Origin of the sequence: Vallitalea maricola, from assembly GCF_036985595.1 — a bacterium.
In the GTDB taxonomy this organism is placed as follows: domain Bacteria; phylum Bacillota; class Clostridia; order Lachnospirales; family Vallitaleaceae; genus Vallitalea; species Vallitalea maricola.
Genome location: NZ_BTPU01000069.1, coordinates 22027 through 35500 on the forward strand (window position 1 = coordinate 22027; position 13474 = coordinate 35500).

Annotated in this window: 9 protein-coding genes; 1 reads left to right on the forward strand and 8 read right to left on the reverse strand. The window is 31.2% G+C overall.

Annotated elements, in window-relative coordinates; all coding sequences use genetic code 11:
- The first annotated feature begins 85 nt into the window (after positions 1-85).
- Positions 86-2056, forward strand: a complete 1971-nt coding sequence (locus tag AACQ14_RS18365; RefSeq protein WP_339365043.1) for a translation factor GTPase family protein — start codon at positions 86-88, stop codon at positions 2054-2056.
- Between the two features lie 287 nt (positions 2057-2343).
- On the opposite strand, the gene AACQ14_RS18370 is transcribed toward AACQ14_RS18365, so the two are convergent.
- The 8 genes from AACQ14_RS18370 to AACQ14_RS18405 all read right to left on the reverse strand — a co-directional run bounded on the left by AACQ14_RS18370 (position 2344) and on the right by AACQ14_RS18405 (position 13206).
- A complete protein-coding gene (locus AACQ14_RS18370) occupies positions 2344-3450 on the reverse strand; it encodes a DUF3810 domain-containing protein (RefSeq protein WP_339365044.1) in 1107 nt (368 codons plus the stop codon).
- Between the two features lie 69 nt (positions 3451-3519).
- A complete protein-coding gene (locus AACQ14_RS18375) occupies positions 3520-5742 on the reverse strand; it encodes an AraC family transcriptional regulator (RefSeq protein WP_339365045.1) in 2223 nt (740 codons plus the stop codon).
- A 106-nt stretch (positions 5743-5848) separates the two neighbouring features.
- On the reverse strand, positions 5849-7252 hold the full coding sequence (locus AACQ14_RS18380) for a sulfatase-like hydrolase/transferase (RefSeq protein WP_339365046.1): 1404 nt from the start codon (positions 7250-7252) through the stop codon (positions 5849-5851).
- Positions 7253-7262: 10 nt separating this feature from the next.
- Complete coding sequence (locus AACQ14_RS18385) at positions 7263-8645, reverse strand: sulfatase family protein (RefSeq protein WP_339365047.1); 1383 nt, start codon at positions 8643-8645, stop codon at positions 7263-7265.
- Positions 8646-8656: 11 nt separating this feature from the next.
- Positions 8657-9769 (reverse strand): glycoside hydrolase family 88 protein, encoded by a 1113-nt coding sequence (locus tag AACQ14_RS18390; RefSeq protein ID WP_339365048.1) that lies wholly within the window; start codon positions 9767-9769, stop codon positions 8657-8659.
- Positions 9770-9797: 28 nt separating this feature from the next.
- Positions 9798-10652: a carbohydrate ABC transporter permease gene (locus tag AACQ14_RS18395; RefSeq protein WP_339365049.1), complete on the reverse strand. Its 855-nt coding sequence runs from the start codon at positions 10650-10652 to the stop codon at positions 9798-9800.
- A complete protein-coding gene (locus AACQ14_RS18400) occupies positions 10652-11596 on the reverse strand; it encodes an ABC transporter permease (protein WP_339365050.1) in 945 nt (314 codons plus the stop codon). The genes AACQ14_RS18395 and AACQ14_RS18400 overlap by 1 nt, the downstream gene beginning before the upstream one ends.
- 77 nt (positions 11597-11673) lie before the next feature.
- A complete protein-coding gene (locus tag AACQ14_RS18405) occupies positions 11674-13206 on the reverse strand; it encodes an extracellular solute-binding protein (protein ID WP_339365051.1) in 1533 nt (510 codons plus the stop codon).
- Positions 13207-13474 lie beyond the last annotated feature (268 nt).

Genomic DNA, 13474 nt, shown 5'->3' on the forward strand with positions numbered 1-13474 from the left:
CTTTACATGGTATTATGTATAGTTTATATGGTATAATGTTGGCTAAGCATTAATTAACTTAATTTTGATGAAGGGAATTAAACTCATGTATAAAACAATAGGAATGGTAGCTCATGTTGATGCAGGCAAGACAACACTTCTAGAACAAATTTTATATTATACTAATTCAATAAAAGAAGCTGGTCGAGTTGATAATAAAAATACTGTCCTTGATTATCATACTATTGAAAAAGAGAGAGGTATTACCATCTTTTCTGACCAAGCTATAACTACTTATAATGATTGTACATATCAGCTGGTTGATACTCCTGGTCATGTGGATTTTTCTACTGAAATGGAGAGAGCCATTAGGATATTAGATTATGCGATAATAATAATATCTGCTGTTGAAGGAATAGAAGGTCATACTGAAACTGTTTGGCAACTTCTTAGGAAATATAATATACCTACTATGTTTTTTATTAATAAACTAGACAGAGTAGGTGCTGATTTTAACAATACAGTTAAGGAAATAAAAAATACTTTCACAAAAGATTTAATGGTTATCTCTACTGAAGATACTAGTGAAAACATTACCTACTTACTTGATAATCCAACAAGTGAATTAATAGAATCTTTGGCTGACTATGATGATGATATATTGAATAAATATATAGATGGAATAGAAATAGAGAAGGAAGAATTAGTTAATACTGTAAAGAGATTGTTTAATGATAATGTTATATATCCTTGTTTATGTGGAATTGGTTTGAAGGGTATTGGTATCAAGGAACTGTTAAGAGCTATAGATACTTTAACAATCTCTGGACATACAGATGGTAATGGTGATTTTCCATCAGGAACTGTGTATAAGATTAGATATGACAGTACAGGCAATAAGCTTACTTTTATAAAATTACATAATGGTTCACTTAAGGTTAAAGATACCGTAACTCATAGTATTATGGATAATGAGATTACAGAAAAGATTAATGAAATAAGAATATATAATGGGACTAAATATACTCTTTGTGATAAAGCCTGTCCTGGACAACTTATTGCAGTAACTGGTCTTGGTTCATCTTATATTGGTGAAGGAATGGGTGATATAGAGGATTATAATGATTTCTTGTTGATACCTACGTTAAAATCCAAGGTGATATATGATTCGGCTGAGAATCCTAAAGAGATATTAAAGATTTTTACAATGTTAACAGAGGAAAATCCTTCTCTTGATGTTTTATGGATAGAGGAATTGAAGGAAATACATATAAAAGTAATGGGTACTATTCAGCTTGAAGTATTAACTCAGATTGTATTGGATCGTTTTGGTAAAACTATTGATTTTGGAACTCCAGAAATATTATATAAAGAAACTATCGCTAGTAAAACTTATGCTTTTGGGCATTTTGAACCTCTGAAGCATTATGCTGAGATAGAGTTTGATATTGAACCAGCTACTAGAGGTTCTGGTATATCAATTGATTCAGTCTGCAGTGTGGACGTATTACATACAAGGTGGCAGAGGTTAAGTCAGAAAAACATTCCAGATGCTTGTAAGAGAGGGATTCTTACTGGTTCGCCTTTAACAGATGTACATATTACCCTTACTACTGGTAAATCTCATGTTAAACATACTAGTGGAGGAGATTTTCGACAGGCTACTTTTCGTGCAATAAGGCAAGGGATTGAAAAAGTTGATAATATACTTTTAGAACCTTTTTATCAATTCAAGGTGAAGATTGAAAAACATCTGTCGGGTAGAGTAATGACTGATATAACTAAGATGTATGGTAGTTTTGATTCTCCTGTTTCGATGTATGAGCATGTTATGATTAGTGGTAGGGTTCCTGTTTCGACGGCGATGAATTATCCTAGTACGTTGGCTTCTTTTTCGTCTGGTAAGGGGAGTATTACGTTTGTTTTTGCTGGGTATGATAGATGTCATAATACAGATGAAGTAATAGAGAGATTGGGGTATGATAAGGATGCTGATAAGGATTATACTTCTACGTCTATTTTTTGTTCTCATGGGAAGGCTTATGGGGTTAGGGGGAGTGAAATAAATGGGGATTAATGATTTAGTGGTTGACGGTCGTGTAGGTAGTATAGGTGAATATTTCGTCAGCCGTTAAACGTCCGTGTTTAAAAGGCTGAGTTTGCCGTCCATGGCTCACTGCTTCATATTCACCTATACTACCTACACTCGGTTGTTCAATGTTTCAGTTATTTGTAATGGTTGCACCTCTTGTTAATTTTTAAATTCTAATGTCACTAAATTAAATTTCAATTTCGATTTAGTTTAGTGAAAAAATTATATAACTATAGCAAACAAATTATTAGGATGAGTATATCTTTACTTAATTATTCTTTATTATAATTAAGTCTGTATTCTGCTATTAGAAGGTCTACCATTCTTCCGTAGCTTTGGACACCGTCTTGTTGTTTGTTTAGTTTGAGGTAAGTGTTATTTATTTTTGTTGAGGCTTTATCTATTGGTCCAGAGTATTTTTGCCAGAAGTCGTTGTTGTCTTGTAGGTCTCTTAGTACTCCTTCTGAATAGGTAGCTTTTAGGGTATAGTATGCATTGGTGTCGTGTTCGTAGAGTTTATTCATGGAATGAATAAGGGCGAGCATTGTTCCGGAGTATTGGAAGTCTGGGTCTGGGTGGGCTTTACAGGTCAGGTAGGCTATATAGTTGGCTTCGTCTTCTCTGGCAAATCCTCTTTTATGTGCCATTTCGTGGCATGCTGTTGCGGGGAGTAATACATCTGTTCTATCTTTGTTTACATTAGCTTCAGCTGTGAATGGGAAGTAAATGCCAGTAATGCCAGAATAGGACATTACTTGGGAGAAAACTACACCTTTGGGAGCACCGTAGCTGCCGCTTAATTCTTTGTATATATCTGAGATATTGTCGTAGCCTTTATGTGCTCGATTGAAGACGTCTTTGTAGCCCTTTGGTATATACATTACGCCATTTTCATCTTCTTGAACTTGATTTCTTAGGTCATTAGCTTCTGTAATTAAGCTTTGGCATAGACCTGTTAGTTCTTCTATTGTTGCATCTTGTACGTTAAGGTTGGCTATTTCAGAAAAGGGTAGTCTATAATAGTTGAGACCCCAGATTAGTACAAATATAAAATATCCTACACTTATGAATATCAATATTTTTCGTAGGAAATTTATTAGTATATATCTTTTTTTATTTTTGGTTTTTATTAATGTTCTTATTATATTTACTAGCTTGTATATAAAAAGTGCAATAAGAAATATTATAAGTAGTTCGGCTATTGAAACTGGTATAATTCCTGTTATGGTACTCAGGAATTGGCTAATGTAATGATATATACCGTTTGAATAATATTTTTCCATAAATGCTGGTGAAGATTGTGCTATATTGGTTAATAATATTCCAATAGGTAGTAATAATATAAGGCTCCACTTAGAAATACTCTTTAATCTATCCATACCTGATTCCAACTTTCTAATTTATTTTATGTCAGCTGAACCGTCCCCTTGTCAGCAAACATTTCCATGTCAAGCTTTTCTGAATTGGTTTGGAGTAACATTGTAATACTTTTTGAAGTATCGAATAAAACTCTGTGAACTGTTATATCCTAACTTGATTGCAATATCTTGTATTTTCATGCTTTTATTATTTAATAATAATTCTTTTGCTTTTTCCATTCTTAAGTTGGTTATATAATCAAAGACAGTGATTCCATTCTCTGTTTTGAATAATGTACTTAGATATCCTGGAGATAGATATACGTAATCAGCTATCATTTCCAAGGATAAATCTTTATTGTAATTATTTTTGATGTATTCTTTTACTTTGTTGATTATATTGTCGTTTTGCATTACGTTCAATTTTGAAAAAAGCTGGATGCATTTTCTGATGATGCTGTAAATTAATTCGTACATTTCATTTAGAGTTTTTGCTTCATTTATTTTAGCGAATATTTCTCTATTGGTTATGCCTATATCCTTCATACTAAAGCCAAAGTTAGTCATTTGTTCTATTATATTTAAGCATACTTGGAAGTAGACATATTTTATATAATCTATATTTTTGATGCTTCCTTTTAGTCCTTCTGTAAGCTTTCTTAATGCAGCAAAAGCTTTTTCTTCATCTTGTTTCTTTAAGTAATTCAATAGTTCTTTTTCTATACTTTTATCGTAGAATATATTTTTCTCTATTTGCTGTGGTACCATATGTGATAATATTTTGTTATTGCCTACGAAAAATTTGTACTCCAGTTGTTTTTGGACTTCCTCGTAATGTTCATGTATATCTTCTAGATTATTGAAGTCATCACTTAGAGATACGGTCAAAGATATATTATCATTATTAAAATCTTCATGTATTTCTGTAAGTAATGCATATACTTGGTTAATATCCTTGTTGGTGTTCATAATTATCAACATTCTTTTTTCATTGATTTTACTTATTATTTTTTTTATATCAGGCTTATCAAAGTATTTATCCAATCTATCTTTTATTTTATTATTCATATTGGTGTTTTCTAGTTCTATCAACATTAGATAGTGGCTTGTGAAACTGAATTCAACATCTAACAAATCTAGTACTTGTTTGAAATTATCTAGATCAAAAGAATTATTGTTGATTATGTCATTGATGGAATGCTGTTTGAAATATGGAAATACATATTGGTAATCATTATTCAATTTTAGGTTTTCAGTAAACAAATAGGCTATTACATTGTCAATAAGCTGATAATCATTTTTTGAATCTATAGAATCTATCTTAGTTATCTTATTTATCTTTTTCATTAGATTTCTTATAGGTTTATATAAATAATCTGAAAAGAAATATGTTAGAATCAGTGATATCAACAATATAATCAAACAAGATATAATATTTAATTTAGTTAAAACATTTGAAGTTTGAAATAAGTCCTTAGATTTCTGACCCACTACAAATGTCCAGTTATACTTGTTGGATATACTTTTCCAAACATATAGATTCTCACCAAGATATGATAATTCCAGATTATTTTCGCTTTCCCCTGAAATATCTTCTAACAATTTATCATTCCACTCATCATTATAAAATTCATCTGAATAGATGATAGAATGATTATTATCAAACACAAAATATTCTAGTCCATCTGTAGATTCAACTATTAACTCATCCCAAAAGTTATCGTAGTTAATATTAACTACAATATAAGCATTTTTTTCTCTATTGAAAGAATAGAATTTCTTAATATAACTAAATATATTCTCGCCTTTTACTGTTCTTGATGGAGTAACATAGTTTACTCCATCAAATTTTATATCAAAAATTGCTTTGTCTTCAAAATTGCTTTTGTCATATTTTGAATCACTTAAAATAATATTTTCTGAATCATTGAATAGATAAATTGAATCTATTAATTTATGTGATAGAGCGTTTTTCTCAAATAAACTTAACGCATCTCTCATAAACAAACTATAACTGTTTGGATATTCATTGGTGGTAACCAGCTTCCAAACACTTTCGTTACTAACAAATTGGTTTATTAGTGCATCCATTTCCGTTAATTTTTGTTCAACCATGAGTCTTTTTTGATTAAGAGAACTTTCTCTAGAAATATTGACCTGTTTTAATAAATGGTCGTTACTGAATTTACCAATTATCGTTGTAATCATTATTACTGGAATCATTATAGAAATTGAAATTACAAAGAAAAACTTGTAGAATGTAGCGCTTTTACTTTTTTTATTGATAACATTTAAATCCATGACTCTTTTCAACAAAATCCACCCCATAATTACGCCTATCTTTAATAAAATTAACCCATTATAATAAAAAAGATTTTAAAAGTATCTCTATTATATCACAAATTTCTACAAAAACATACTAATTTTTACAATTACTTTTGTCAATTACTTCCCTAGATTCCATTTCTATCTCTATTGGTTCTCTTCCTAATTCTTTTACCAATAATAGATGTAATTCTTTAATTATATCCTTATATTTTGGATCATCAGCAAGATTATTGAATTCATTTGGATCTTTTTCCATATTAAACAACTGTCTATCAGCGCCATTATTACTGTCTATTTCATTAAAATATACATATTTATAATTACCTTTCCTAATCATACAGTGTCCAGCTGCGATATTATGTGCGTAGTATTCACTGACAGAATAATTTCTCCAGTTGTCATCTTTACCATTGATTAGGTCAACCATAGATTCTCCATCCCAATCTTCTGGAGGTTCTGCTTCACATACATCACATATTGTTTTTATGACATCCAGCAGATTACAAACTTCTGTTTTTCTTGTTCCATTACACCATTTTTTAGGCCAGCTCACTATCAATGGTACTTTCGCAGAACAATCATACATAGAGTTCTTCCACCATAATCCGTGGTCTCCCATATTTTCTCCATGGTCACTGGTATAGATTACTAACGTATTATCTTTTATTTCTGAATCATCTAATGTACTTAGTAGTTCTCCTACTTGCTCGTCGAACCAAGTCACCAGCCCATAATAGAGTTCTCTACCTTTCTTAATGATAGATTCATCCACTTGGTCATTCTGGAATGCTTTTCTCATTATTTTATAATGTTTTGGTAAAGATTCTATATGTCCTTCTGGTATCTGTGGCATAGGAACTTTATCCCTATACATATCATAATATTTTTGTGGGACTATTAATGGAAAATGAGGTGCTAAATAGCCAGCAATCAAGAAAAATGGTTTATCGTCTTTTTGCCTGTTCTTAATTACATCGCTGCATATCTTTGTAACCATTTCATCATGTTCCATTACTCTGCTGTTATCATCAACGTAAAAATCATTGAACCTTCTAGATAGAACACTTTCTTGCGCTTCGAATTTTCCATCTGATAAAGCTATCCTTTTGTTATATTTCTTTCTTACATTGGTGTTGGTCCAAAATGGATATAGTTCTTCAAATCCGTATCTTCTATCTTTTGCATAGTGCATTTTCCCACCAAGATAGCAGTCATAATCTACATCTTTTAAAACTGTAGCTAGAGATACTATATCATCACTCTCCAACATGCTTTCATTACTCCATGCACCGCATTTATTTATGTATTTTCCAGCAGTTACAGATAGTCTAGCTGGAACACATATAGGGGAAGGGGTATAACAATTTTCAAACAGTACTCCCTCATTAGCTAACTTATCTAGATTAGGAGTTTTTACTATATTATTTCCTGAAGCTCCAACAACTGAAGCTGCATGTTCATCTGACATTATAAATAAAATATTAGGTTTTTTCATATTCATCACCTCAATCAAATACCCAGTCATTTTTCTCCTTTGACCAATTAACAAGTTCATCATGTAATGTTTTAATCAATTCTGTGTTTTCTTCTTCTGTGGCTATATTATTCATTTCTAGAGGGTCCAATTTTAAATCATATAACTCTTTTTCATTCATCTGATCATATATATATTTATACTTTTTTGTAATGACAGCTCTACGAACACAACCTAGCTCTGGATTTCCTGAATACTGACAGAATACCTTTCTATCTTTTATTTCTTCGTTATTATGTATCACCTCATAATTAGATGTTCCATCTAAATCATTAGGTTTATCTATGTCTAATTCATCTAATAGTGTAGGTAGTATATCTAGATTAGACATTGTACCTTCAATCTTTCTAGGCTTCACATTTGGTATTTTTATTAGTAAAGGTACATTGACAGCTTGTTCATACATTTCCATTTTTTGATACATACTATGCTGTCCTAGATGATCTCCATGGTCACTAGTAAACAATATGATTGTATCTTTCAATAATCCTTTTTCTTTTATCCTGTCTATCACTTTGCCTATTTGATCGTCTACATAATTAAGAAGTGCCAGATGTGCAGACCATACTTGTCGCCATTCTTTTTCTGTTACATTCTCAGCAAGTTGTGCAGGTACTCCATCTCTTCTATTGAAAGGCTCGTTTTTAGCTATTTTACCAACATTGTCAGGTAGAACTATATCATCTGGATTGAATTTATTGATATATTCTTCTGGTACTCTAAGGGGTGGGTGTGGTGCCCAATAGTTAATGAACAATGCGAAAGGATTATCCTCGTCAACATTATCAATGACATCTAGGCTTTCTCTTGTGAAATATTCATCTTTGAAGGTTGTTGTATCATGCTCCCATTTTGAAACATATGTATTAGAGTATCTCTTGTTGATGTAATCTCCATCAGCTCTTAGTTCTTTTACTTCTCTTGAATGTTTTTCATCTCTTTTTACTGAGATTCCTAGTTCTTCTATATATCTATTGTAATCTGTTTGATCTATCCACTTATCATATTTAATTCTATCTTTTAGAGCTGGTTTTACTTTTATATGGTCTACTCCTACATGGCTTACATTGTATCCATTCTCTTTAAGTATCTGTGGAAAAGGCTTATTGTCTCTAGCTGTTATTCCTTTCCAATCATTGAATACTACTCCATTTTTAGTTGGGTATTTTCCTGTAGAAATGGCTGTTCTGCAAGGAACACAAAGAGGGCATGTATTATATGCCCTGTTAAAAACTAAACTTTCTTTTGCCAACTTATTCAGATTAGGAGTAACTTCTATATTACACTGTCTCATTTCAATACTATCAGCTCTTTGATGATCAGTCATAATAAAGACTATATTATGTTGCTTCATAGCTTCTCCTCCTACCAAAATATTTTGTTTTCTCCTCTTAATTTTTCAAGTGCTTCCACAAAAAAATAATCTCCATAGATTATAGGTGTATTAATATACTTTTGTTTTGTATAGTTAACTGTTCCCATTTTTATTAATGCTTCTTCATCTTCATCCCATGCTCCATAATTCTCATATAAGGATTTTAATATACCTTCAGCATTTTTATAATAATATTCTTTTTGACTACCTTCCAGATATTTACACATCTCCAGCATTCCACTGGCTGCACATGCAGTAGCTGATGTGTCTTTTCCATCTCTCTGTTCTTTTGGAGCTCTGAAATCCCAACATGGAGCTTTATCATCTGGTAAATTAGCTAAGAAGAAGTCAGTAACTTGTTTAGCTTTTTCTAGATATCTTTTCTCCTTAGTGTATCCATAACCAATTGATAATCCGTATATAGCCCATGCTGAACCTCTAGCCCATGCTGATTCAGGTGAGTAGCCTTGACCTCCTGAAGCATTGAGTCTTTTCCCTGTATTAGGATCAAAACATACGATATGGTGAACAGAACCATCTTCCCTTATGAATTCTTTTATAACAGTATCTGTATGCGCCATTGCAATATGTTTGAAACGTGGATCTTTTGTTTCTTCTGATGCCCAATATAGAAGTGGTATATTCATCATACAATCAATGATAGCCCAGCCTTCACTATGGTTGAATACATTATTGTTCCACGCTCTAATGAAATTCCCCTTTATATTGAATCTACCTGCTAGATGGCTAGCTGCTATAAGACTTCTTCTTTTAGCATCTTCATCATTAAGTAACTTATAATGTGCAACCGATGATAATATCCACATAAACCCTACGTCATGATGTATATCTAGAAAGTTGTTCAAATCATAATCTAATTTTTCTTCACATGATATTGCATATTCTTTTAACTTATCTTCTTTTGTATCTTTATAGATTAACCATAATAGGCCTGGCCAAAAACCTGCTGTCCACCAGCCTGATCTTTGACTATCGTATTTTCCGTCTATTGATACATGAGGAAAAGTATCTTTTATTCTATCACTTATTCTTTCTACTTTTTCTACAACCTGCTCCCATGATTCATCATACCATTTTGCCATTGTCTATATATCTCCTTTACTATCCTTCTTAACCTTTAACTGAACCTAGCATTACACCTTTAGTAAAATATTTTTGTAAAAATGGATATACACAAAGTATTGGAACTACAGAAATCATAACAGTAGCCATTTTAAAGTTTTCAGGAGATGTAAAGACATCATCTGTGTCAATATTTGCTGTCGTTTGATCTAGCATATCTCTTAAGACCACTTGTAAAGTCCATTTAGTTTTATCATTTAAATACATCATACCTGGTAAAAATGCATTCCAGTTATAAACTGCATAGAATAACCCTACTGTCGCTAAAACGGATGTTGATAACGGTAGTATTATTTTAAATAATATTCCTACCTCACTACAGCCATCTATCTTGGCTGATTCTATCAATCCCATTGGTATATTTTTGAAGAATTTCATTATGATTAATAGATTATATACTATTATCGCTTTTGGTAACATCAATGACCATAATGAATCTATCATCCCGAACTCTTTTACAACTAGGTATGTAGGAATCATACCTCCATTAAATAGCATAGTGAACATTATGAACCAAAAGATACCTTTTCTACCTTTTAGATTTTCTCTAGATAAAGGATAGGCTGTAAGTACACTTAAAAACATACTTATCGCTGTTGCACCTACAGTAACAATTATAGAATTCAATAATCCTGAATAAATAATATCTTGTTTGAATGCTGATATGTAAGTGTTTAGGGTGAATCCATTAGGAATAAAATAGTAATTGGTTAATGTAACCTTATTAGGGTCACTTAAGGAATACATCAATACATACCAAAACGGATAAAACATCAATATTCCAATGATTACGAAGAAACAATAGTTGAATATGGTAAATGGAGTAATCTTTTTCCTAACCATTATAATAGTCCCTCCTCACCGATTTTCTTACTTAGTTTATCTGTTCCAACAACTAATACTAAAGCTATTACTGATTTAAACATGTCCACCGTAGCTGCAATACTGTATTGTCCTCTCTTAAGACCTGTTCGATAAACATATGTATCAAATATATCACTTATACTTTGTACTAATGGAGTCTGTAATACCATAATCTGTTGGAAACCTGCATTCATTACCTTTCCAATCCTTAATATCAATAGCATAACAATAATTCCTGAAATAGCTGGTAATGTTATATGTAATGTTTGTTTCCATTTACTAGCTCCATCAATACTAGCTGCTTCATATAGATTAGGGTCAATTTGAGTTAATGCTGCAAGATATACGATAGTTCCCCAACCAGATTCTTTCCAAATATCAGATAAAATCAAAATACCTCTAAAATGTTCTTTACTTGCTAATAGATTAACTGGATCATGTCCAAATAATCTATATATCTCACCAACAATTCCATATGTTGGTGAAAAAATGTTTAACATAATACCACCAATAACAACCCATGAAAGGAAGTGAGGTAGATAAAGTACTGTTTGACTGACTCTACTGAATCTGATACATCTCATTTCATTTAACATTAATGCTAAAATAATAGGTACTGGAAAACCAATTAATATTTTTAACAAACTAATTACTATTGTATTAGAAAATACCTGTTTAAAATCTGTGGAACCAAATACTGTTCTGAAATTATCTAATCCAACCCAAACACTATCAAAAATACCTTTGAAAATATCGTAATCCTTGAATGCTATAACTAAACCAAACATTGGTAGATATCTAAATAATACAAAATATAATAGGCCTGGAATCAATAATATATACAGCCATTTATTTTTCTTCAAATATCTCATTGTATCGCTAGGTGTCTTATTTTTAGTTTTTCTTTTTGCTATCGCCTGCATATTATATTCCTTTCTTAAGTATATAGTGTGTTTCAAAATGCTATTTCATCTTAAAACACACTATATCTATCAGTCATTTATTTTCTCGCTTGATATTTATCATTAATAGCTTTAGTTAAAGCTTCTCCACCTCTTTGATTCCATTCTTTAACGAATGAATCAAATCCTGATTCAATATCAGTTGCTCCTACAATCATTCCAATAAATTCTCTGTTTGTAAAATCAATTAAATCGGCTTCATATTTACTTGATTCATCTACCATTATTCCATCTGCTGGATTACTTGCTGCACTCTTCTTAGAATAATCAATGGCATCTTGGAATTCTGGTGATGAATGGTCTATTAATGCAGTTTTAGCAATATAGAATTTATCAATATCTAATTCATTTATTTGTGCATTATCAATAAGTCTTGTAACATGACCCTCTTCTTCTTTATAATGTTCTCCTTCTACTCCGTAATTGATAAATTTATTTCCTTCTTCTGAAGCTGCCCATGATAATAATCTTAATGCTGCATCTACATCTTTACATTCGCTGCTGATACCTGTTCTAACCCAGCCTTTAGCAGATTCTGTTCTAACACCGATTGGGGTATCACAACCACCTTTTAACACTGGACCATATACAAGCTCACCTTCTGGGTTCTTTTGAATAAATGGTGCATAATAGTTTTGGAAATTGTTTTTATCAAATAAGTGAATCTTTGTTTCGCCAGCACCAAATGTTCCAGCTTTTACTTTAGTTTTCCATCTACTACTATTATCAGTAACAAACTCAGGGTCAATTATTTTTTCATCATATAATTTCTTTAAGAATTTTAATGCTTCTTTTATTTCAGGTTGAACAGAACCATTTACTATTTGACCGTCTTTTTCCATCCAATAGTTAGGAAGTACTCCATAAGCACCAAATATATGATCCATGAATTTATCTACTCTACTATAACCACCCATAGCAAAAGTATCATTTTTGCCATTTCCATCTGGATCTTCTAGAGCAACTTTTTTTGCAAATTCATAATATTCATCAAGAGTAGTTGGAACTTCCATTCCAAATTTATCTAACCAATCTTTTCTATAAGCAATAATACTAAGTGGTCTTGCTGTACTATATCCTATAGAATATATATTACCGTCATCATGTCTCATAGTATCCCATACTTCATCTGATCTAGAAGCTTTTAATTCTGGATACTTATCAAAGTATTCATTAAGTGGTAGTAATGCTCCACCTTTTGCTAACTTATCTTCCATAGCATCTGTATAGAAATTCATGATGTCAGGTCTTTTACCAGAAGCTAATATAATATTTAATTTATTTTCAAGTTCTTTTGTTGTTACTTGAGTTATTTCTAATTCAGTATTTGTTTTTTCTTCTATATAATCTTTAGAAAATGATTTATCTTGGATATCTCTACTATGTAAAAATAGTTTTAATTTAGCAGGTTTATCACTTGTTTTGTTAGATTCATCATTTGCATCATTATTTTCATTCGACGTTACATTAGTATCCTTACTTGTATCCTTTTCATTATCTTTTTTACCACAACCAGTAAAACTAGCTAAACACATTGCAAGAATTAATAAAATTACTGTAAATTTTTTCATTTGATGTAACCCTCCCTGTTGTTTTCATAAGAATAATGGTTAAATTTTACAACCAACATTTATTGCGCGCATTGCTTATTGGATGATTTCACAATACATTAATTTTGCCCAACTTTCAATAATATAATTTTAATTTTATAGTATTATTTGTATTATTTACGTTTTTTTCATATTAAAAAATATTAATATTGTTGTGTTATATTAATATATCTCCCTTAAAAACAGGCATTTATATCATTTTTACACATATATGACTAGGGGACGTTTC

What these genes read in the sequence shown, in the direction of transcription:
- AACQ14_RS18395 (WP_339365049.1), bottom strand. Translation starts at nt 10,652, where the DNA reads ATGGTTAGGAAAAAGATTACTCCATTTACCATATTCAACTATTGTTTC.
- AACQ14_RS18400 (WP_339365050.1), bottom strand. Translation starts at nt 11,596, where the DNA reads ATGCAGGCGATAGCAAAAAGAAAAACTAAAAATAAGACACCTAGCGAT.
- AACQ14_RS18405 (WP_339365051.1), bottom strand. Translation starts at nt 13,206, where the DNA reads ATGAAAAAATTTACAGTAATTTTATTAATTCTTGCAATGTGTTTAGCT.
- AACQ14_RS18380 (WP_339365046.1), bottom strand. Translation starts at nt 7,252, where the DNA reads ATGAAAAAACCTAATATTTTATTTATAATGTCAGATGAACATGCAGCT.
- AACQ14_RS18385 (WP_339365047.1), bottom strand. Translation starts at nt 8,645, where the DNA reads ATGAAGCAACATAATATAGTCTTTATTATGACTGATCATCAAAGAGCT.
- AACQ14_RS18390 (WP_339365048.1), bottom strand. Translation starts at nt 9,769, where the DNA reads ATGGCAAAATGGTATGATGAATCATGGGAGCAGGTTGTAGAAAAAGTA.
- AACQ14_RS18370 (WP_339365044.1), bottom strand. Translation starts at nt 3,450, where the DNA reads ATGGATAGATTAAAGAGTATTTCTAAGTGGAGCCTTATATTATTACTA.
- AACQ14_RS18365 (WP_339365043.1), top strand. Translation starts at nt 86, where the DNA reads ATGTATAAAACAATAGGAATGGTAGCTCATGTTGATGCAGGCAAGACA.